The sequence below is a fragment of the Lysinibacillus sp. FSL H8-0500 genome (genome assembly GCF_038051955.1).
GTDB classification, from domain to species: Bacteria; Bacillota; Bacilli; order Bacillales_A; family Planococcaceae; genus Lysinibacillus; species Lysinibacillus macroides.
Map to the genome: position 1 here is coordinate 1189687 of NZ_CP150292.1, position 20870 is coordinate 1210556.

A 20870-nucleotide genomic window follows, 5' to 3' on the forward strand; every position below is an offset into this window, starting at 1 on the left:
ATGATACAAATAGCACCATCAATTTTAGCAGCGAATTTTGCAAAATTAGGAGAGGAAGTAAAGGAAGTAGAGCAAGCAGGTGCAAAGCTTCTTCATATTGATGTAATGGATGGTCATTTTGTGCCAAATATTTCTTTTGGCTCCATCGTCTTAGATGCTATCCGACCATTAACAAAACTTCCATTAGATGTACATTTAATGATAGAAAATCCAGACCAATATATTGAACAGTTTGCAAAAGCTGGAGCAGACTATATTACGGTGCATGTAGAAGCGTGTCGCCATTTACATCGAACAATTCAATTAATCCGTTCATACGGTGTAAAAGCAGGTGTCGTATTAAATCCACATACACCGATAGAGTCTATTCAACATATTTTAGAGGATATCGATATGGTATTATTGATGACTGTTAATCCAGGGTTCGGTGGACAAAAGTTTATTCATTCTGTTGTGCCTAAAATTGAAGCATTATCAGCGATGATTAAAGAGCGAGGCTTAGATATTGCCATTGAAATTGATGGCGGTATCACAGCTGAAACAATTGTGCCATGTGCACAGGCGGGAGCGACAATTTTTGTAGCTGGCTCAGCCATCTATAGTAAAGAAGATCGAACAGCTGCTCTTCAAGAGATTTTATTAGCTGGCGAGGCAGCGATTAAAAGATGACGACAGTCGTTGTTTGTGCAGGTGGTCCAAAAAATGAGCTTTGTTCATTTTCAACGTTTCGGCAACAACAGGATATCGTGTTTATCGGTGCAGATCGTGGCGCTTTTTATTTAGTGGAGCAGGGAATTACACCTCATGCTATTGTAGGAGATTTTGATTCCTTAACAGATGAAGAGTATCAAGCTGTTTTAGCACAGACAAAGAATCAGCAACGTTTTCAGCAAGAAAAAAATGAGACAGATACAGATTTAGCCTTACTGAAAGCATTGACATATACACCGCAGGAAATTGTACTGACAGGTGTGACGGGTGGACGTTTAGATCATTATGAGGCGGCAGTGCGTTCCATCTATCGTTTACAAAAAAAGCACCCCTCTGTTGAGCTGAAAATTATGAATGCTACAAATATGCTGCAATTTTTCTTACCAGGTACCTATACCATTTATGCAGATGATAGGTATCGTTACTTGTCTTTCTTTGCTTATGGGGAGACTGTCCAAGATGTAACGTTGAGGCAAGTAAAATATGAAACAACGAATGAAGAAATTTCTTTAGGAACCTCTCGATTTACAAGTAATGAAATAATAGGTGCTACAGGGTCTATATCTTTCTCGCAAGGCATATGTTTAATGATAAGAAGCATAGATTAGCGTAAGGGGGAGAGAGTCCTGAAAGTATATACGTTCCAGCTGCCGAAATTTGTGAGTAGTATTACGCGTACGTGTATAAACCTATTTAAAAAAGATAAGAAAGTAAAAAAATCCGACTAATAGCAGTCGGATTTTTACTTTATAATAGAGAATATTCGCCAAAAGACTCCTTGAAGCGGTCCCTATAAAAAGTAAGAAATATGAAACAGATGATGTGAGGAAGCATTATCTGTTGGCACGTTTGGTCCGGATAAAAACGTAACACGCGCGCAAGTAGCATTTATGCTAGCACGTATTTTAGGCTATACAGAGGAACAAGTGAATCAAGCACCATTTAAAAAGATGTCCAAACAAATCATCCAGCAGCAGGCGCGATTGCGTTTGTCAAGGAGCAAGGCATCATGAATGGTGATAATGCAGGCAACTTCCATGCAGGGGCAAACATTACACGTGCGGAAATGGCAACGGTCGTATCGAACTTTAAAGAGCTGGCTGTGGAAGAAAATGTATCTTTAACATTTAAGGATACAAAAGGACACTGGGCACAGTGGATTATTGAAGCAAATCATGCAGCAGGCATTATCAATGGTTTAGAAAATGATCGCTTCGCACCAAATGCAGCATTAACACGTGCACAGGCAGTAGTCATGATTAATCGCATGTTTGAGCGCGGTCCATTACATGGTGTTACTACATCAAGCTTCCCAGATGTTAAAGAAACCCACTGGGCATTTAAAGAGATTGAAGAAGCAGTAAGGGCACATGCTTATTATGTAGACGAGGATGGCAATGAACAGCTAGCTGAATAAGCAAGTAGGCGAAACAGGCATGGGCATTAGCTCTATGTCTGTTTTTTCTAGCTTGTACTAGAAGAATTGCGTTAGGGATGATGTTAAGGAAGCGGTAAGAGTGTCAATTTGAGTATCTTTAGGGCAACAGTAATGATCAATTAATGCTGAATAAACTAGATATGAAAAACAGCATGAAAAAAATCGATTTACGCTTAGGGCGAAATCGATTTTTTAGAAGCAGCGATTAAACGCGCTCAATTTTACCTGATTTTAATGCACGAGCAGAAACCCATACACGTTTTGGTTTACCGTCAACTAAGATACGAACTTTTTGAAGGTTAGCACCCCAAGTACGTTTGTTAGCGTTCATAGCGTGGGAACGGTTGTTACCAGTACGAGCTTTACGACCAGTGATTACACATTGTTTTGGCATGTTGTATTCCCTCCTTACTGTTAATGCTGAAAGATTACTATTTCAGTTCGGTATTTCACATACCATAATAATTTACCATACGATGGCGTTCAGCGCAACAGTTTTCACATAACCTTTCAAGAAAAAAACCTTTACAGTCCTAAAACTGTGATGGATCGTCGATGGCGTCATACTATCCTTTTCCGCGATAACCAAGTTTCATGGATACACGCTTGCCTGTTTCCAATAACTGTTCTATTAGTGTGTTGATGTCATCCTGTGTGCTATTAAACGTCACAAAACCGATGCTAACTGCACCAATTACCTCACCAAAACCATCTAAAATCGCAACGGCTACTGAGGAGGTGCCTGCTGTTCTTTCGCCATGGCTTATTGCATAGCCTTGCTGTCGAATTTGATCAAGCTGCTGTTCAAATGTAGCCATGTCCTCTTTTGCTACTAATTGCACGATTATTTCCTTCGATTGAGCGCTAGACATAGCGGCAAGAATGGCTTTATTGGCAGCGCCTATATGCATCGGTATACGAATACCTAGCTGGTCATAAATACGAATTGGGTTTGCAGCACTGTCTATTCTTTCAATAATAATGGTATCTAAACCAGCTGGTTTACTTAAATAGACACTTTCCTCTACCCGTCTTGCCAACCGCTCTAATTCAGGTCTAATTTTGCTAATATAATCCATCGTATCATATACTTGCAAGCCTAATTCCATCCATATTGTACCAAGATAATAATGCTTTGTTTGCTCATCTTGTTCAATCATTCCTTGCTGAATCATCGCTTTTAAAATTCTATGTAAGGTACTTAAAGGTAAATCACATTTTGTTGTAAGCTCCGAAATAGACAAACCACTGTTATTGGCTTCAGCAGCTAAAACTTTCGCAATTGTCATTGCTCGTTCTATTAATTGCATTTGCTCACCTCTCCTCTTTATTCTATTGTCATTTTTTAGCCGCGTCTATAAGACTTCGAGTAGCCTATTAATATTTTTAGAAATTAAACGGAAAATAAAAATTTTTCTAAATATATTGACAGTATAACATAAAACGCATATATTTTTCATATAAACTTTCCTCTATACGGAAACGTTTTCCACTATACGGAAAAGGGGTGAAAGGAATGCATTATTGTTCATCAATGTATGCACCTTTAAAACATGTAATCGTCAAACATCCAAAAGATGCTTTCCGAAGCCAGCAGCATCTTAGCGATGAATGGAAAACATTTAATTACCTATCAGAGCCAAACTTTGATCAAGCTTTAATAGAATATGCTAAATTTATTGCAATTCTTGAAAATTACGTGGAAACTATTGATTATTTACCAGTTTCGCATGAGGTAGGCTTAGATTCGCTCTATGCACATGATCCTGTGAAATTTACTCCTTATGGAGCCATTATTTTAAAATCAGGTAAAAAATTAAGACAGCCAGAAGCGGCAGTCTATAAGGAATTTTTACAAGAAAAAGGCATTCCAATTGTCGGACAATTAACAGGAGATGCTGTGTCAGATGGTGGCGATATTGTTTGGCTTGATGATCGAACACTTGCTGTTGGTCGTGGCTATCGTACCAATGATGAGGCAATCCGTCAGCTAAAAGAAATGACAGCAGATATGGTGGATGACTTTATTGTTGTACAGCTCCCGCATGATATAGGGGAGGATGAATGTTTACATTTAATGTCCTTTATTAGCATGGTAGACAAGGATTTAGCTGTTGTGCATTCACGCTTAATGCCAGTATTTTTCCGTCAGCTGCTAATAGAGCGAGGGATTCAATTAGTGGAAGTGCCAAAGGATGAATATGATGCACTTGGCTGTAATGTTTTGGCACTTGCACCAAGGCTATGTGTTATCCCGCAAGGAAATCATGTAACGAAGCAACAGCTACTTGATGCTGGTGCAACGGTTTTTGAATATAAAGGTGATGAAATTACTGTAAAGGGAACAGGTGGACCAACATGTCTAACTTGTCCAGTAGTCAGAGCATAAAGGAGCAGAGAATATGTTTAAAAATGTTATTGTCAAAAATCCAGGAAATAGCTTTGTAAATGGCTTAACAACAAGTGATTTAGGAAAACCAATTTTAGAAAAATTATTTGAACAGCATGAAAAATATGTAGAGGCTTTAAAAAAATGCGGTGTTGAGGTAACACGGCTACCAGCAAATGAAGCGTTTCCTGATTCAACATTTGTAGAGGATACGGCTGTTTTAACTTCTGAGTTTGCTATTATTTCAAACCCTGGGGCAGAGGCTCGTAATCGTGAGATTGAGGATATTGAACCAGCTGTAAAGCAATTCTACGATAAAATTTATTATATTAAAGGCTCTGGCACGCTTGATGGTGGAGATGTATTACAGGCTGAAAAGAAATTTTATGTAGGTATTTCAGATCGTACAAATGAAGAAGGCGCCCAACAATTTAAAGAAATTGTTGAACAAGAGGGCTATGAGGCAACGATTATTCCATTAAAAGAATTTTTCCATTTAAAAACAGGCATTGCCTATGTAGGACAAAATCGAATGGTAGTAGCTGGGGAGTTTATTGACCATCCTGCATTTGAATCTTATGAGAAAATCATTATTCCAAAAGAGGATGAATACTCAGCGAACTGTATTCAGGTCAATGATTATGTAATTATTCCAGCGGGTTACCAAGCTACAAACCAGAAATTGCATGATCTAGGCTATCAAACAATTGAACTTGAGATGTCTGAGTTTAGAAAGCATGATGGAGGCTTAAGCTGCTTGTCATTGCGTTTTTAAGTAATTCGAACATTACCCAATCAATTTAACAGAGCAAATTGATTGGGTAATTTCGTTCTTGAAATATCAGAATATTTACATTATATAGGAAGTAGGGATGGATATTGAATAACGGAGACCAGCTTCACAATCAATTAAATCGTTCCATGAAGAGCCGTCACTTATTAATGCTTTCACTCGGGGGAGTTATTGGGACAGGCCTATTCTTAAATGTTGGTTATACCATTAATCAAGCAGGTCCAGGAGGTGCCTTAATTGGGTACTTATTCGGTGGCTTAATTTTATTTATGGTGATGAACTGTCTGGGGGAATTAGCCGTGTACATGCCTGTTACGGGCTCCTTCCAAACCTATGCGACACGTTTTATTAGCCCTTCAGCGGGATTTTCATTAGGGTGGATGTACTTTGTTGGCTCTGCTGCTACAGCAGGTGTGGAATTTACAGCTGCAGGCATATTAATGCAGCATTGGTTTCCAGATATACCAATTTGGATATGGTGTGCTGTCTTTATGGTACTGTTATTTGTGCTAAATGCTTTAACAACAAAAGGGTTTGCTGAGGCAGAATTTTGGTTTGCTAGTATCAAGGTAATTGCAGTTATTGCATTTATTATTATTGGTGGAGCAGCCATTTTTGGTTTAATTCCATTGGCTGATCGTCCAACACCACATCTGACAAATTTAGCACCTTCTGGCCTATTCCCAGCAGGTATTACCATTATTTTTGTAACAATGATGAATGTTATTTTTTCTTATCAAGGGTCTGAACTTGTTGGGATTGCAGCAGGTGAAACGGAAAATCCCGAAAAAAATATTCCACGCGCTATACGGACCATTATTTTTAGAATTATTGTTTTTTATATTGCATCCATTATCGTGCTATCTGCGATTTTCCCAGCATCAGAGCTTGGCTTGATGGAAAGTCCGTTTGTAACGTTAATGAATTTAGCAGGGGTTCCTTATGCAGCAGGTATCATGAATTTTGTTATACTGACGGCGATTTTATCGGTTGGTAATTCCTGTTTATATGCATCAACTCGTTTATTATGGTCCATGTCCCGAGAGGGTATGGCACCAAGACTATTTGGACGCCTTACGAAAAATAAAGTGCCATTAAATGCACTAATCTTTACGATGCTTTTCTCGCTTTTATCATTATTAACAAGCGTGATGGAGGCAGATGCGGTATTTGTTTTACTTATGTCCATTGCAGGAATATCCGTTACAATTTCATGGATGGGGATTTGTGCTTCTCAATTAATGTTCCGCTATCGTTATATAAAGTCTGGTGGAGATATAAATGCTTTGAAATTTAAAACACCATTGTTTCCATTAATTCCAGTATTTTGTATACTATTCTGTCTATTAATTTTAGCGTTTTTAGCATTTGACCCAACACAAAGAATTGGTTTATTATATGGCGTTGGCTTCTTTATCGCTTGTATGATTTTCTATCAATTGAAATTAAAGAAAACGGCAAGCCTGCCAACAGATATAGAGGATAAAAATAAAGAATCATTAGATATTCGTTAAAAGAGCCTGTAACAAAGGGCTTTAAAGGAGAATTTTTATGAATACTTATATGTGGCATACACCTGAAAAATTACGTGCATTATTATGTGAACTTGTTAGCTGGGAAAGCAGAACATTAACAGAGGGTGAAAATGATTTTGCTTTTAAATTAAAAGATAAATTGTTAACGCTTCCACATTTTGAGAAGCATCCTGAGCGGATTGAATTGCATGATGCAGGTCTTGGTCGACATGCTGTGACAGCACTATATAAGCATCCAACTGCTACAGAAACTGTGGTATTAATCAGTCACTTTGATACGGTGCATACAGAGGAATATGGGGAGCTTGAACCATTAGCCTGTCATCCTGAGGCATTAACGAAAAAACTAATGGAGCCTAAATATAAAAAGGATTTACCAGAGGCAGCTAGAATTGATTTGGAATCAGGCAATTATTTATTTGGGCGTGGCACAATGGATATGAAAATGGGACTGGCGTTACACATGCAGTTAATGGAAAAGGCAAGCTTTGAGCAATGGCCAATCAATTTAATTTTAACGGCTGTTCCTGATGAGGAAGTGAACTCTGCTGGAATGCGAGCAGCCGTTGTAGAGCTTGTTAAACTTCGAGAGCAGCATGGCTTGACGTATAAACTGTTTTTAAATAGTGAACCATCCTTTTCACAAGGTCCCTCTGATATTAATGAATATATCTATTCAGGGACAATTGGGAAAATTATGCCTGCAGCCTTATTTTATGGTAAAGAGACGCATGTTGGTGAACCATTAAAAGGAATGACGGCAACCTTTATTGCATCGTATATGACACAGCATATGGAATGGAACCCTCTTTTCCGTGAAACAGATTTAGGAGAGAGTACCCCCCTGCCAGTATCATTACAATTAAAAGATTTGAAAATGGAATATTCTACGCAAACACCCTATCGTGCGGCTGCTCTTTACAATGTATTTTTATTAAAACGCAGCGCTTCGGAAGTAATGGAGATTTTTGAACAAGTGGCTGCAGAAGCGATGCGGGCTTGTAACCAGCAATACCAACAAATCTGTATGCGAGAACAAGTACAAGGTGTGGGACAAGTAAAAGTATTACGCTATGAGGCACTACTCGAACATGCGATTGACAAATTAGGCGCTGAAGAAGTACAGGCTATTAAACAGCAAATTTTGCAACATAGCACATGGGATGATCGTGAGAAATCTATTCGCATTGTCGATCAGCTTATGATTCGCTGTCAGGAGCTAGCACCAGCAACCGTGCTGTTATATGCCCCGCCTTATTATCCTGCTATTAATTCATCTAAGCATCCGCTTGTGATTCAGGCCATTGACTTGATGAAAAAAACGGCAAAAACATTTGATATTGAAGTGGAGCAGATTCATTATTTTAATGGAATTTGTGATTTAAGCTATGTCAACTATACAGATGACACAAATGAATGGCAGGCTTTTGAGCGCAATACCCCTGTATGGGGGGATACGTACAGCATTCCTTTTAAGGAAATGGCAGCCTTACAAGGCCCTGTATTAAATGTTGGTCCCTTTGGCAAGGATGCTCATCAAAAAACAGAAAGACTGCATGTGGATAGTGCCTTTAAAGAAATGCCAATCATGCTGGATACCCTGATTAAAAGCTTATTTTAAGAGATGTACTAGCATAAACTTTTTATAAACGAAGGAAGTTGATACTTTATAAAGGTATCAGCTTTTTTTGGCTTTTCAGCATGGTTGTTATCCTTGCTTCTTTATGACTTGTCCAAGAGAGCTGCTATATATTGTTAGAAAACGTTGCTATAAAGGGCTTTCCTCTGTCCTTAGGTTGCTTAAATTATAACGACAATGTTACAATATAGTTTAGTCAAAAAGAGCCAAGGAGGCATTTCTATGTCAATTGAATTAAACAATGAATTCGGCCAAATTGATATTTCAACAGATGTACTTGCACAAATTGCTGGTGGGGCTGCTGTAGAATGCTACGGAATTGTTGGCATGGCATCGAAGCATCAGATTCGTGATGGTTTAACAGATATTTTACGTAAAGAAAACTTCGCAAAAGGTGTTGTAGTTCGACAACAGGATGACGATTTACATATTGATATGTACATTATTGTGAGTTATGGAACAAAAATTTCAGAAGTTGCTTACCAAGTACAATCAAAAGTGAAATATACAGTTGATAAAACACTAGGGATGAGCGTTACATCTGTCAATATTTTTGTGCAGGGCGTTCGTGTAGCGAATTAAGAGGAGGAACTAAATCGAATGCAGTCTTTAGACGGTATAAAGTTTGCTGAAATGGTACAAATGGGTGCGCATCACCTCTACCAAAATGCAAATTATGTAGATTCATTAAATGTTTTCCCAGTACCAGATGGTGATACAGGTACAAATATGAACTTATCAATGACATCTGGCGCAAAGGAAACAGAGCTTTTGGCTTCAGAGCATATTGGTAAAACAGCACAGGCATTATCAAAAGGCTTATTAATGGGCGCGCGTGGGAATTCAGGCGTTATTTTATCGCAATTATTCCGTGGCTTTGGAAAGTTTATTGAAAAAGAAACAATAATTGATGCAAAAGGCTTTGCAGGAGCCTTCCAAGCAGGTGTCGATACAGCCTATAAAGCTGTTATGAAACCTGTAGAAGGAACGATTTTAACAGTGGCACGTGAGGCGGCAAAAAAAGGTGTCGAAGTGGCAGAAACTGAAACCGATATCATTGCTGTAATGGAAGCTTTTACAGCAGAGGCAAAGGCATCGTTGGATCGTACACCTGACCTACTGCCTGTTTTAAAAGAAGTCGGTGTGGTAGATAGTGGTGGTCAAGGCTTATTATTTGTGTATGAAGGATTTTTAGCTTCCTTGAAGGGGGAGGCTCTTCCGGAGAAAAATGATGCGACATTAGATGATTTAATCAATGCAGAACATCATAGAGCGCAAGATTTCATGAACACTGCCGATATTGAATTTGGTTACTGTACAGAAATAATGGTACGCTTAGAGGAAGGAAAAGAACCTTTTAATGAGGAACAATTCCGTAATGAGTTAAATCCTTTAGGCGATTCTTTACTTGTTATTTCAGATGAGGAAATTGCGAAGGTTCATATCCATTCCGAGCAACCGGGTTCTGTTCTATCCATTGGGCAAAAATATGGCAGTCTTATTAAAATAAAAGTGGATAATATGCGTGAGCAGCATTCAGCAATCGTTGGGGAAGAACATAAAGCACCAGCGTCTGCTAAAAAAGTAGAAAAACAACCATATGCGATTGTCACAATTGCTATGGGTGAGGGTGTGGCAGAGCTATTGCGTTCTATCGGTGCATCCTATGTCATTGAAGGCGGTCAAACAATGAATCCTTCAACTGAAGATATCGTTAAAGCTGTACAAGAAATTGGCGCAGAGAAAGTATTAATCTTACCAAACAATAAAAATATAGTGATGGCAGCGGAGCAAGCGGTTGAACTATTAGAAATTGACGCAGCAGTTGTCCCTACGAAGACGATTCCTCAAGGAATGGCAGCGATTTTAGCGTTTAATCCAGAGGCAGCGGTTGGGCTTAACCAACAAACGATGACAGAAGCATTTGCAAATGTCAAAACAGGTCAGGTAACATATGCTGTACGTGATACATCGATTGATGGAGTTGCTATACACAAGGGCGATTTTATGGCATTAGCCGAGGGCAAAATCATACTATCTACACCAGCATTAAAGGATGCTGCTGAAAAAGTTATTACAGATTTAATAGATGAAGATACAGAAATTGTTACAGTTATTTATGGGGAAGATACGACTGAACAAAATGCTTCACAATTGGTTGAATGGATTGAAGAGCATTATCCAGATGTTGAAGTTGAGTTATTTAACGGTAAACAAGCATTGTACCCATATATTATTTCAGTAGAATAACTACATGTTATGTTATAATTGAGAAAGAAAGCAGTACACGCGATGTGTACTGCTTTTGTTTGTGGTAAAAGGATAATGCCGCGTAAATGATGAGCAAATCTAATAAAGATAGTAAAGGGATTGTCTATCTATAAAAGATGAAAAAAATGGAAATATCAAAAAATTAAATAATTTGTATGCAGGGAATGGACAGAGAATCAACTAAATATCTTCTATTTACTATAGCAATGGTAATTGTCTAAAAGTTGATAAATTAAATGCTTTACTTTTATAATAAATATCAAGCATTATATAGATAAAATATATAAATAAAGTAGAGGGGTGTTTTTATGAAGTTCACTTCAGTGTTTGATATTATTGGACCAGTTATGATTGGGCCTTCCTCCTCTCATACGGCAGGTGCTGCTCGCATTGGGCGTGTTGCACGAGATTTATTTGGAAGACAACCTAAATGGGCAAAAATTCATTTATATGGATCCTTTGCAGAAACGTATAGAGGACATGGAACAGATATAGCCATCGTTGGTGGTTTACTAGATTATGATACGTATGATGAACGGATTAAAACAGCATTTGAGGATGCGAAAAAGGCAGAATTATCCTTTGAGTTTATTCCAGAGGAGGCACACAAAGAGCATCCAAATACAACTCGTATTGTCATGGGTGATGATGAAGGGGAAATGAGCGTTGAAGGAATTTCGATAGGTGGAGGAAAAATCGAAATTAGTGAAGTAAATGGCTTTAAGCTTCGTTTAACAGGCGGTATGCCAGCTATTTTAGTTGTCCATGATGACCGTGCAGGCTGTATTGCAAACGTTGCCAATTGCTTAGCAATGCATAGTGTCAATATAGGGCATATGGAAGTGTCTCGTATTGAACGTGGTTTAACAGCGTTAATGGTCATTGAAGTCGATCAAAATATTGAGGATAAAGTGCTACAGCAAATTTCATTAATACCATATATTACAAAAGTGTCAAAAATTAATAATTAAGGAGGTGTTTCCTAGTGGATGTTTTGTTTCATAATGTTCGTGAGCTTGTAGAACGAGCGGAGCAAGAAGAAAAATTAATATCAGAAATTATGATTGAGCAAGAAATGTTGATAACTGGCAGAATGCGTGAAGAAATTATTCAGCAAATGGATCGAAATTTAACCGTGATGGAGGAAGCGGTTGAGCGCGGGTTACAAGGTGTACAATCAGTAACAGGCTTAACAGGTGGAGATGCCGTATTGCTGCAAAATTACATTGCCCAAGGGAATTCGCTATCAGGTGATTTATTATTAGACGCTGTTAGTAAAGCCGTTGCCACTAATGAAGTCAATGCAGCAATGGGAACAATTTGTGCTACACCAACAGCGGGTTCAGCAGGTGTTGTACCAGGAACACTTTTTGCCGTGAAAAATAAGCTTAACCCAACACGTGAGGAAATGATTCGTTATTTATTTACATCAGGCGCATTTGGCTTTGTTGTGGCAAATAACGCTTCTATTTCAGGTGCAGCTGGTGGCTGTCAGGCTGAGGTGGGCTCAGCCGCTGGTATGGCAGCTGCAGCGATTGTAGAAATGGCGGGAGGCACGCCTCAGCAATGTGCAGAAGCCTTTGCCATTACCTTAAAAAATATGCTTGGTCTTGTCTGTGATCCTGTTGCAGGCTTAGTGGAAGTACCATGTGTTAAACGGAATGCAATGGGTGCTGCTAATTCACTAGTAGCAGCAGATATGGCACTAGCAGGTGTAACAAGCCGCATCCCATGTGATGAGGTAATTGGGGCTATGTATCGTATTGGACAATCCATGAGTCCAAATCTTAAAGAAACTGCACGAGGGGGTCTAGCGGCAACACCAACAGGTAAGGCGATTAGTAAAGCCATCCTCGAAAACGGTGGATTACAAAGTATTAAAGCCATTCAATAATGTGAACCTTTAATTAGTGGGGTTTTCATAGCTTATTAATACGAGATCAAGCTTATTAAACATGCTATCTTATATAGGTAGCATGTTTTTGTATCATAATACAGGATGGAGCATTTTCAATATGGATATTATAAATTTTCAATATTTAGTAGAACAAGCGATAAAGGATCGACGTTATTTGCATCAATATCCAGAGCTTTCTGGTCAAGAATATGAAACCAGTCAATTTATTCAAAAAAGATTAGAGCAGCTTGCTATTAAAATCTTAGACTATAATTCTCCTAGTGTTGTAGCAATGATTAATGGTACAAAAGGAACAAAGACTATTGCTTTAAGAGCAGATATTGATGCATTGCCAATCGTGGAAGAGGGCGATAAACCTTATAGCTCTAACAAGCCAGGTATCGCACATATGTGTGGTCATGATGGGCATACAGCGATTTTATTAGCAGTTGCAGAGTGGATTACCTTAAACAAGGAAAAAATCGAGCCAAATATTATGCTAATCTTCCAATCGGCTGAGGAAATTACACCAAGTGGGGCTGATGCCTTAATTCAACAAGGTGTACTAGAGGGTGTTGACACTATTTTTGGTATTCATTTATGGCAGGGGCTAGAAAAAGGGAAAATAGGTTTAACACATGGTGCGATGATGGCTTCCGTTGATGATTTTGATATTGTTATTCAAGGGTCTGGAGGGCATGGGTCAATGCCGCATGAAACCATTGATCCTATCTATATTGCGAGCCAGTTAATGCAAGCTTTTCAAAGCATTATTAGCCGAAGCATCAACCCAATTGAGGCGGGTGTTATTACAATTGGCACTATGCAGGCAGGTACAACGTACAATATTATTCCAGATACAGCGAGGTTAAGTGGAACAATTAGAGCGTTAACCCCCGAAACAGTCAAAACGATTCAAACAAATATGGTGAGCTTAACAGAGGGCATTTGTCAGACATTTGGGGCACAGGGGAAGATCGAATTTATTTTAGGTACACCACCACTTATAAATGATCCAAAGCAATCACGCTTGATCGAATCAATTGTATGTGAAAAGTTTGGTGCAGATGTATTTAAACTAGTTGATCCTGTTATGGGCGGAGAGGATTTTTCGTATTATTTACAGCATAAACCTGGTGCTTTTATTTTTGTAGGGATGGGTGGCGAAAAAAGCCAGTATCCACACCATCATCCAAAATTTGATATAGATGAAGGGGTGTTCCCTGATGCTATTCGCCTCTTTATTGAAATTATTATGCATCATCCCTCTTAGTAGGTTTTTTGTAGGGAAAGATACTAGATTTATGATACATTGAATATAAGCTAAAACGGCTACATATTTAGAAAAAATAATGAAGGGAGTTGTGGAATGAGGTGACTGATTTATATAGTCCCGTCACCGAATTAAAGGGCATCGGGAAAGAAACAGCAGCACATCTTGAGGCACTTGGTATCCATACAATTACCGATTTATTATGGACATTTCCACATCGCCATGAGGATTTTCGTTTAAAAGATTTAGCACAAACGCCGCATAATGAACGTGTTACAGTGGAGTGTAAAGTAGAACGTGAGCCCACCGTATTATTTTTAGGGCGCAATAAATCACGCTTGCAGGTTACCGTTTTAGCAGGACGCCACTTAGTAAAGGTTGTGTTTTTTAATCAGGGCTACTTAAAGCCAAAGCTAATACCTGGTGCTATTATTACAGTAACAGGAAAATGGGACCGTGGTAGGCAGGTCATTAATGGAACATCCGTTGTATTTGGTCCTAAAACAGATCAGGTTGATTTTGAGCCTGTCTATAGCTTGAAGGGCTTAATTCCGCAAAAAAGATTTCGTAAATATATGCGTCAAGTATTAGATGACTTTGGGGCAGAGCTGCCAGATGCTCTTCCACGGCATTTACAAGATGCTTATAAGCTTGTGTCTATGCGTGAGGGCTTAGAGGGCGTGCATTTTCCACTTGATGCTGGGCATGCTAAGCAAGCAAGACGACGCTTTGCCTATGAGGAGCTATTAAACTTCCAACTACGTATTCAGGCATTGCGCAAGGTGAGGAAGGATAATGAGCATGGTACAGTGATTCAGTTTGATGTGCATAAGCTACGCGACTTTATTGCTTCATTGCCCTATGAATTAACAAATGCACAAAAGCGAGTGGTCAATGAAATTTGTAAGGATTTAAAGGAGCCGCATCGCATGAATCGTTTGCTACAGGGGGACGTAGGATCAGGGAAAACCATAGTAGCAGCAATAGGTCTATATGCAGCCGTAACAGCAGGCTTTCAAGGCGCATTAATGGCCCCTACTGAAATTTTAGCCGAGCAGCACTTAGAAAATTTAATGGACTGGCTTCAACCATTTGGTCTTCGGATCGCTTTATTATCAGGCTCAACGAAAACAAAGGAGCGTCGCCTAATTTTAGAGGATTTGGCAAATGGCAATATCGATATTGTAATTGGTACACATGCATTGATTCAGCCTGATGTCGTGTTTAAAAGGCTAGGCTTTGTTATTACAGATGAACAGCATCGCTTTGGTGTTGAGCAACGTCGTATATTGCGAGATAAGGGTGAAAATCCAGATGTGCTTTTTATGACAGCTACACCAATACCAAGAACACTTGCCATTACAGCATTTGGAGAAATGGATGTATCCATGATTGATGAAATGCCAGCAGGACGTAAACAAATTGAAACACATTGGATGAAAAAGGAACAATTTAGTTCTATAATGACGAAGCTAGAATTGGAACTCGCAGCAGGAAGGCAAGCTTATGTAATTTGCCCGCTTATTGAGGAATCTGATAAGCTTGATGTGCAAAATGCTGTTGATATCTATGAACAGCTAGCAACTTTTTTGAAGGATCGTTTTCATGTCGGCTTAATGCATGGTCGCTTAGCAACCGATGAAAAAGATACGGTCATGCGTTCTTTTAGTGAAGGTACAATTCAGGTATTGGTTTCTACAACGGTGGTTGAGGTAGGTGTCAATGTACCAAATGCCACCTTTATGATCGTCTATGATGCTGAACGCTTTGGTTTAGCTCAGCTTCATCAGCTACGTGGACGTGTAGGGCGGGGCGAGCATCAATCGTACTGTATTTTACTTGCTGATCCTAAATCTGATGAAGGCAAAGAGCGAATGCAGTCTATGACAGAAACAAATGATGGCTTCCGTCTCGCTGAAAAAGATTTAGAATTAAGAGGACCAGGAGATTTCTTTGGGCGTAAACAAAGCGGCTTACCAGATTTTAAAGTAGCTGATTTAGTACATGACTATCGTATTTTGGAAACCGCTCGTAAAGATGCCACAGAGTTGCTTGAAACAGATGCATTTTGGCATGATCGTGACTATCAATATTTGCGCAAAATGTTAGAGCAAAGTGGCGTTTTACAAGGAGAACGCTTTGACTAGTAGACTGAACTTAGAATGTAAGCACTTGATTGCAAAACAAGTCTTGCATTCTTTTTTTAACCTCTATATACTGATATTAGTACCAAGTGCTAATAACAACTCAAAAGGTGGCGAATGATGTTGAGACGAACGAAAAAAGAGCGACAACGGCTTCTATCTGAAACGATAGCTGAAAATCCATTCGTCACAGATGAACAGCTAGCACTAAAGTTTCAGGTAAGTGTCCAAACCATTCGCTTAGATCGTATGGAGCTATCAATACCAGAGCTTCGAGAGCGAATTAAAGATGTTGCTGCCAAAAACTATGAAAATGAAGTAAAATCTCTACCGATTGATGAAATTATCGGAGAAATTGTTGATATTGAATTAGATTATCGAGCCATCTCGATTTTTGATGTAAAGGAAGAGCATGTGTTTCAACGTAATGGTATTGCACGTGGGCATCATTTATTTGCCCAAGCCAACTCCTTAGCGGTAGCTGTGATTGATGATGAACTGGCGTTAACCGTACATGCCAATGTAACGTTTGTGAAACCTGTTCGTGCTGGAGATCGTGTTATTACAAAGGCGATAGTTATCGAGCAAGATAATAAAAAGCATCGCACAAAAGTAGAGCTAACGTCTACCGTTAATGGTGAAACCGTTTTTGTGGGTGAATTTGATATGTACCGTACGAAAGGTGAAGGTGAGTAATAATGAAACTAGCACTTGATGGAATGGGTGGCGACAATGCGCCAAAATCAGTGATTGAAGGGGCATTTTTAGCATTAGAGCAAATTCCTAATTTGGAAATTCAATTATATGGTCAGCAAGATAAACTTGAACCTTTCTTAAAAAAGCATGATCGTTTAACGGTTGTGCATTGTGAGGAAGTTGTAGAAGGAACAGATGATCCAGCACGAGCTGTTCGTCGAAAAAAGGATTCCTCTATGGCTCGCATGATGGATGCTGTTGATGAGGGAAGAGCAGATGCTTGTTTATCCGCTGGTAATACAGGAGCTTTGATGGCAGGCGGTTTATTTAAAGTAGGTCGTATTGAAGGGATTGCCCGTCCAGCTTTAGCAACAACATTGCCAACACTTGATGGCAAGGGCTTTTTAATGCTTGATTTAGGCGCAAATGCAGATGCCCGACCAGAGCATTTAGTGCAGTATGCCATTATGGGTGATATTTATGCGAAAAAGGTTGGAGGATTACAAAAACCACGTATTGGCTTATTAAATATCGGTACAGAGGATAAAAAAGGCAATGAATTAACAAAGGCAGCCTTTGAATTACTCAAGGAAGCTGATTTGAATTTTATTGGCAATGTAGAGGCACGTGATTTATTAGAGGGTGTGGCAGACGTTGTTGTGACAGATGGCTTTACAGGAAATATGGTGTTAAAGTCTATTGAAGGAACGGCTGGTGCTTTGTTTTCCATGCTAAAAGAAGCGTTTATGTCCTCCATTAAAACAAAAATCTCAGCAGCACTGATGAAAAATAATTTGCGTGAGTTAAAACATAAAATGGACTATACAGAATATGGTGGTGCGGGGCTATTCGGCTTGCAAGCACCTGTCATTAAGGCGCATGGATCATCGAATGCCAAAGCAATCTTTAGTGCCATCCGCCAAGCCAATACAATGGTTGAGCATACCGTTATTTCAACGATTACAGCAACAGTACGTCATTTAGAAATTGATTAATAAAGGGGATTAGTTACATGACGAAAATAGCTTTTATTTTTCCAGGACAAGGCTCTCAAGTAGTCGGCATGGGGCAAGAATTTGTTAACAATGCGGCAGAGAGCAAAGCTTTTTATGAGCGTGCGGATCAAGCACTGCAATTTGAACTATCAAAGCTAATGTTAGAAGGACCAGCTGAAGAATTAACATTAACGTATCATGCGCAGCCAGCCTTGCTGACTACAGGGGTAATGGTGGCAGAGAAGCTACGAGCAGCAGGTATTCAGCCTCACTATGCTGCTGGGCATTCACTTGGAGAGTACAGCGCATTAGTGATAGCAGGCGTACTGTCATTTGATGATGCTGTAGCGATTGTGCATAAACGTGGGTTGTATATGAATGAAGCCGTACCTGCTGGACAAGGGGCAATGGCAGCTATTTTAGGTATGGAGCTAGAGGCGTTAAATGAAGTAACAGCGCAAGTGTCTGCGGAAGGTGATTCTGTACAGGTTGCCAATGTTAACTGTCCTGGACAAATCGTTATTTCAGGTACAAAAGCTGGCGTTGACAAGGCCTCAATCGCTGCCAAGGAAGCAGGAGCAAAGCGAGCAATACCTTTAGTGGTCAGTGGCCCATTCCATTCAGAGCTTATGCGTCCATCCTCAGAAAAGCTACAGGCAGCTTTAGCAGATATTCCACTATCGGCCCCACAAATTCCTGTGATTGGCAATGTTGAGGCGAAGGAATTACAGGATGTGCCTGCTATCCAGCATGAGCTTGTGGAACAAGTATATAGCGCTGTACAATGGGAAGCATCTATGCGTGAAATGATTGCGCAAGGTGTGGATGTCTTTATTGAATGTGGACCAGGTAAAGTATTAACAGGTTTATTGAAAAAAATTGATCGCTCTGTTGCGGCTTATTGTGTTTATGATGAAGCATCATTACAAGCGGTTGTAGAAGCGGCAAAGGAGTGGTCAGTGAATGCGTAAATTAGAGGGTAAAGTAGCAGTAGTGACAGGAGCTTCACGTGGTATTGGACGTGCGATTGCCTTAAAGCTTGCAGACGAGGGTGCTAAGGTTGTCGTCAATTATAGTGGCTCACAGGCGAAGGCGGAAGAAGTTGTAGCAATGATTCAGGAAAATGGCGGTGAAGCCATTGCAGTGCAAGCTAGCGTTTCGCAGACAGAGGAAGTAACAACATTAATGAATACGGCTATCAAAACATTTGGTACGCTTGATATTTTAGTCAATAATGCGGGGATTACAAGAGATAACTTACTTATGCGTATGAAGGAAGATGAATGGGATGATGTCTTAAATACAAACCTTAAGGGTGTATTCCTTTGTACAAAAGCGGTGACACGTCAAATGATGAAGCAGCGTGCAGGGCGCATTATTAATATTTCATCCATTGTAGGTGTAGCAGGGAATGCAGGACAGGCAAACTATGTAGCAGCTAAGGCAGGGGTTATTGGACTAACGAAAACGACTGCAAAAGAATTAGCTTCTCGTAATATTTTAGTCAATGCCATTGCTCCAGGCTTTATCGAAACAGAAATGACCGATCAGCTTCCAGAGGATATTAAACAAGGGATGCTCACAGAAATTCCACTTGCTAAGCTTGGACAACCAGAGGATATTGCCAAGGCTGTTGCTTTCCTTGCATCAGATGACGCAAATTATATGACAGGACAAACGCTTCATATTGATGGCGGTATGGTTATGTAATTTCAATTAGGCATAGGCGTTAATTTTTTGTATAATCATTTGAGGGGAGGTGAATCAATTGTCTACAGTATTAGAACGTGTAACAAAGGTAATCGTGGACCGTTTAGGTGTTGAAGAAAGCGAAGTAACGCTTGAAGCTTCTTTCCGTGATGATTTAGGTGCTGACTCATTAGACGTAGTAGAGCTTGTTATGGAGCTTGAAGACGAATTCGATATGGAAATTTCTGATGAAGATGCTGAAAAAATCTCAACAGTAGGTTCTGCTATTTCATACATCGAAGGTAAATTAAACTAATTTCATGATCACTTTATTTAGCAGAAATTTATCACCTCTATTGATGTGATCGTCATTATCTATAAAGATATTTATGATAGGTTGAATAAAGTAGAAATTTGTTTTGCTGCTTTTACTTGTTAGAAGAAGCAGATCTAATAGACGAAGATGCTATTAAAGGGGGCGAAATAGATCGTTTTTCGATCTACAGACGCCCCCTTTTTTGTAATGAGCGAAAAAATTTCCAAAACATTGTATTTAAGCCGAAATACTTTTGCATAAACGTCTTGAAAAAGGTACACTAAAACGGTAGAAACTATTAGGAAGGCAGATTGTTCAATGGCTATGAAAAGAAAAGGAACTATGCAGAAATCTGGCGTACTTCCTGAAAAAGTGCGCAAACAATTCGAGCTATTACAGCATGAATTAAATATCACATTTAATAATAAAAATTTATTGTATCAAGCATTCACACACTCATCATATGTGAATGAGCATCGCCGTAAATTATTTACGGATAATGAGCGTCTTGAGTTTTTGGGAGATGCAGTACTTGAACTGTCTGTTTCTAAATATCTGTTTGAGAAATACCCACATATGAGTGAGGGTGAGCTAACAAAGCTACGAGCGTCCATTGTTTGTGAGCCATCGCTTGTTATTTTTGCAAATGAATTAGGGTTTGGACGTTTCGTGTTACTTGGAAAAGGCGAGGAGCTCACAGGGGGACGAGAGCGCCCAGCATTACTTGCAGATGTGTTTGAGTCATTTGTAGGTGCATTGTATTTAGACCAAGATTTACAAACAGTTGTAGCATTTTTAGAACGTATTGTGTTTCCAAAAGTAGAAGTCGGTGCTTTTTCGCATGTAATGGATTTTAAAAGTCAATTACAGGAAATGGTACAGCAAGCTAATAATGGACTACTACATTATGAGATTATTGATGAAAAAGGACCAGCCCATAACCGTACCTTTGTATCCAGCGTGTTATTAAATGGACAGGAGCTAGGTGTTGGTCGTGGAAAATCAAAAAAAGAAGCCGAGCAACAAGCCGCACAAAGCGCCATGCAAACAATGCGTGAAGAAGCGGCAAAAGAGGAGGCTTAAT

23 protein-coding genes are annotated in these 20870 nt (G+C 39.3%); 21 read left to right on the forward strand and 2 right to left on the reverse strand.

Going from position 1 to position 20870, the window contains the following annotated elements:
- From rpe to MHB44_RS05490, 5 genes are all read left to right on the forward strand, one after another.
- Positions 1 to 669: a ribulose-phosphate 3-epimerase gene (gene rpe / locus MHB44_RS05470; protein ID WP_341301893.1), complete on the forward strand. Its 669-nt coding sequence runs from the start codon at positions 1 to 3 to the stop codon at positions 667 to 669.
- The gene (locus tag MHB44_RS05475) at positions 666 to 1319 is read left to right on the forward strand and encodes a thiamine diphosphokinase (RefSeq protein ID WP_341301894.1); all 654 of its coding nucleotides are present in this window, start codon (positions 666 to 668) and stop codon (positions 1317 to 1319) included. Before rpe ends, MHB44_RS05475 begins: the two co-directional genes overlap by 4 nt.
- Positions 1320 to 1337: 18 nt before the next feature.
- Positions 1338 to 1439, forward strand: coding sequence for a stage V sporulation protein SpoVM (spoVM, locus tag MHB44_RS05480; protein ID WP_099805045.1), 102 nt, complete (start codon positions 1338 to 1340; stop codon positions 1437 to 1439).
- Positions 1440 to 1601: 162 nt separating this feature from the next.
- Positions 1602 to 1724 (forward strand): hypothetical protein, encoded by a 123-nt coding sequence (locus tag MHB44_RS05485; protein WP_341301895.1) that lies wholly within the window; start codon positions 1602 to 1604, stop codon positions 1722 to 1724.
- Positions 1718 to 2128, forward strand: a complete 411-nt coding sequence (locus MHB44_RS05490) for an S-layer homology domain-containing protein (protein ID WP_341302925.1) — start codon at positions 1718 to 1720, stop codon at positions 2126 to 2128. Before MHB44_RS05485 ends, MHB44_RS05490 begins: the two co-directional genes overlap by 7 nt.
- A gap of 226 nt (positions 2129 to 2354) precedes the next feature.
- On the opposite strand, the gene rpmB is transcribed toward MHB44_RS05490, so the two are convergent.
- On the reverse strand, positions 2355 to 2543 hold the full coding sequence (gene rpmB / locus MHB44_RS05495; RefSeq protein WP_004227417.1) for a 50S ribosomal protein L28: 189 nt from the start codon (positions 2541 to 2543) through the stop codon (positions 2355 to 2357).
- Between the two features lie 172 nt (positions 2544 to 2715).
- Entirely contained in the window at positions 2716 to 3459 is a 744-nt protein-coding gene (locus tag MHB44_RS05500) for an IclR family transcriptional regulator (RefSeq protein ID WP_341301896.1), read from the reverse strand.
- A gap of 206 nt (positions 3460 to 3665) precedes the next feature.
- Between MHB44_RS05500 and MHB44_RS05505 the strand changes: the two genes are divergently transcribed.
- From MHB44_RS05505 to rnc, 16 genes are all read left to right on the forward strand, one after another.
- On the forward strand, positions 3666 to 4538 hold the full coding sequence (locus tag MHB44_RS05505; RefSeq protein WP_341301897.1) for an arginine deiminase family protein: 873 nt from the start codon (positions 3666 to 3668) through the stop codon (positions 4536 to 4538).
- A gap of 13 nt (positions 4539 to 4551) precedes the next feature.
- Complete coding sequence (locus MHB44_RS05510; protein WP_341301898.1) at positions 4552 to 5313, forward strand: arginine deiminase family protein; 762 nt, start codon at positions 4552 to 4554, stop codon at positions 5311 to 5313.
- A gap of 101 nt (positions 5314 to 5414) precedes the next feature.
- Entirely contained in the window at positions 5415 to 6845 is a 1431-nt protein-coding gene (locus MHB44_RS05515) for an amino acid permease (protein WP_341302926.1), read from the forward strand.
- A gap of 37 nt (positions 6846 to 6882) precedes the next feature.
- Positions 6883 to 8487, forward strand: coding sequence for a M20/M25/M40 family metallo-hydrolase (locus tag MHB44_RS05520; protein WP_341301899.1), 1605 nt, complete (start codon positions 6883 to 6885; stop codon positions 8485 to 8487).
- A gap of 240 nt (positions 8488 to 8727) precedes the next feature.
- Positions 8728 to 9087: an Asp23/Gls24 family envelope stress response protein gene (locus MHB44_RS05525; protein WP_341301900.1), complete on the forward strand. Its 360-nt coding sequence runs from the start codon at positions 8728 to 8730 to the stop codon at positions 9085 to 9087.
- Between the two features lie 18 nt (positions 9088 to 9105).
- Positions 9106 to 10755 carry a DAK2 domain-containing protein gene (locus tag MHB44_RS05530; RefSeq protein ID WP_341301901.1) on the forward strand — a complete coding sequence of 550 codons (1650 nt, stop codon included), beginning with the start codon at positions 9106 to 9108 and terminating at the stop codon, positions 10753 to 10755.
- 329 nt (positions 10756 to 11084) lie between these two features.
- On the forward strand, positions 11085 to 11747 hold the full coding sequence (gene sdaAB / locus MHB44_RS05535; RefSeq protein WP_341301902.1) for an L-serine ammonia-lyase, iron-sulfur-dependent subunit beta: 663 nt from the start codon (positions 11085 to 11087) through the stop codon (positions 11745 to 11747).
- 14 nt (positions 11748 to 11761) lie between these two features.
- Positions 11762 to 12670: an L-serine ammonia-lyase, iron-sulfur-dependent, subunit alpha gene (gene sdaAA / locus MHB44_RS05540; protein WP_341301903.1), complete on the forward strand. Its 909-nt coding sequence runs from the start codon at positions 11762 to 11764 to the stop codon at positions 12668 to 12670.
- A 121-nt stretch (positions 12671 to 12791) separates the two neighbouring features.
- A complete protein-coding gene (locus MHB44_RS05545; RefSeq protein ID WP_341301904.1) occupies positions 12792 to 13946 on the forward strand; it encodes an amidohydrolase in 1155 nt (384 codons plus the stop codon).
- Between the two features lie 101 nt (positions 13947 to 14047).
- Positions 14048 to 16093 (forward strand): ATP-dependent DNA helicase RecG, encoded by a 2046-nt coding sequence (gene recG, locus MHB44_RS05550; RefSeq protein WP_341301905.1) that lies wholly within the window; start codon positions 14048 to 14050, stop codon positions 16091 to 16093.
- 120 nt (positions 16094 to 16213) lie between these two features.
- Positions 16214 to 16786 carry a transcription factor FapR gene (fapR, locus tag MHB44_RS05555; RefSeq protein WP_053994890.1) on the forward strand — a complete coding sequence of 191 codons (573 nt, stop codon included), beginning with the start codon at positions 16214 to 16216 and terminating at the stop codon, positions 16784 to 16786.
- Between the two features lie 2 nt (positions 16787 to 16788).
- Complete coding sequence (plsX, locus tag MHB44_RS05560) at positions 16789 to 17781, forward strand: phosphate acyltransferase PlsX (protein WP_341301906.1); 993 nt, start codon at positions 16789 to 16791, stop codon at positions 17779 to 17781.
- A gap of 17 nt (positions 17782 to 17798) precedes the next feature.
- Entirely contained in the window at positions 17799 to 18752 is a 954-nt protein-coding gene (fabD, locus tag MHB44_RS05565; RefSeq protein WP_341301907.1) for an ACP S-malonyltransferase, read from the forward strand.
- Entirely contained in the window at positions 18745 to 19491 is a 747-nt protein-coding gene (gene fabG, locus MHB44_RS05570; RefSeq protein WP_341301908.1) for a 3-oxoacyl-[acyl-carrier-protein] reductase, read from the forward strand. The genes fabD and fabG overlap by 8 nt, the downstream gene beginning before the upstream one ends.
- A 58-nt stretch (positions 19492 to 19549) precedes the next feature.
- A complete protein-coding gene (gene acpP, locus MHB44_RS05575) occupies positions 19550 to 19786 on the forward strand; it encodes an acyl carrier protein (protein WP_053993894.1) in 237 nt (78 codons plus the stop codon).
- A 324-nt stretch (positions 19787 to 20110) separates the two neighbouring features.
- On the forward strand, positions 20111 to 20869 hold the full coding sequence (gene rnc / locus MHB44_RS05580) for a ribonuclease III (RefSeq protein WP_341302927.1): 759 nt from the start codon (positions 20111 to 20113) through the stop codon (positions 20867 to 20869).
- Position 20870: the final 1 nt, after the last annotated feature.

What these genes read in the sequence shown, in the direction of transcription:
- rpe (WP_341301893.1), top strand. Translation starts at nt 1, where the DNA reads ATGATACAAATAGCACCATCAATTTTAGCAGCGAATTTTGCAAAATTA.
- MHB44_RS05475 (WP_341301894.1), top strand. Translation starts at nt 666, where the DNA reads ATGACGACAGTCGTTGTTTGTGCAGGTGGTCCAAAAAATGAGCTTTGT.
- MHB44_RS05485 (WP_341301895.1), top strand. Translation starts at nt 1,602, where the DNA reads ATGCTAGCACGTATTTTAGGCTATACAGAGGAACAAGTGAATCAAGCA.
- rpmB (WP_004227417.1), bottom strand. Translation starts at nt 2,543, where the DNA reads ATGCCAAAACAATGTGTAATCACTGGTCGTAAAGCTCGTACTGGTAAC.
- MHB44_RS05500 (WP_341301896.1), bottom strand. Translation starts at nt 3,459, where the DNA reads ATGCAATTAATAGAACGAGCAATGACAATTGCGAAAGTTTTAGCTGCT.
- MHB44_RS05505 (WP_341301897.1), top strand. Translation starts at nt 3,666, where the DNA reads ATGCATTATTGTTCATCAATGTATGCACCTTTAAAACATGTAATCGTC.
- MHB44_RS05510 (WP_341301898.1), top strand. Translation starts at nt 4,552, where the DNA reads ATGTTTAAAAATGTTATTGTCAAAAATCCAGGAAATAGCTTTGTAAAT.
- MHB44_RS05520 (WP_341301899.1), top strand. Translation starts at nt 6,883, where the DNA reads ATGAATACTTATATGTGGCATACACCTGAAAAATTACGTGCATTATTA.
- MHB44_RS05525 (WP_341301900.1), top strand. Translation starts at nt 8,728, where the DNA reads ATGTCAATTGAATTAAACAATGAATTCGGCCAAATTGATATTTCAACA.
- MHB44_RS05530 (WP_341301901.1), top strand. Translation starts at nt 9,106, where the DNA reads ATGCAGTCTTTAGACGGTATAAAGTTTGCTGAAATGGTACAAATGGGT.
- sdaAB (WP_341301902.1), top strand. Translation starts at nt 11,085, where the DNA reads ATGAAGTTCACTTCAGTGTTTGATATTATTGGACCAGTTATGATTGGG.
- MHB44_RS05545 (WP_341301904.1), top strand. Translation starts at nt 12,792, where the DNA reads ATGGATATTATAAATTTTCAATATTTAGTAGAACAAGCGATAAAGGAT.
- plsX (WP_341301906.1), top strand. Translation starts at nt 16,789, where the DNA reads ATGAAACTAGCACTTGATGGAATGGGTGGCGACAATGCGCCAAAATCA.
- fabD (WP_341301907.1), top strand. Translation starts at nt 17,799, where the DNA reads ATGACGAAAATAGCTTTTATTTTTCCAGGACAAGGCTCTCAAGTAGTC.
- fabG (WP_341301908.1), top strand. Translation starts at nt 18,745, where the DNA reads ATGCGTAAATTAGAGGGTAAAGTAGCAGTAGTGACAGGAGCTTCACGT.
- rnc (WP_341302927.1), top strand. Translation starts at nt 20,111, where the DNA reads ATGAAAAGAAAAGGAACTATGCAGAAATCTGGCGTACTTCCTGAAAAA.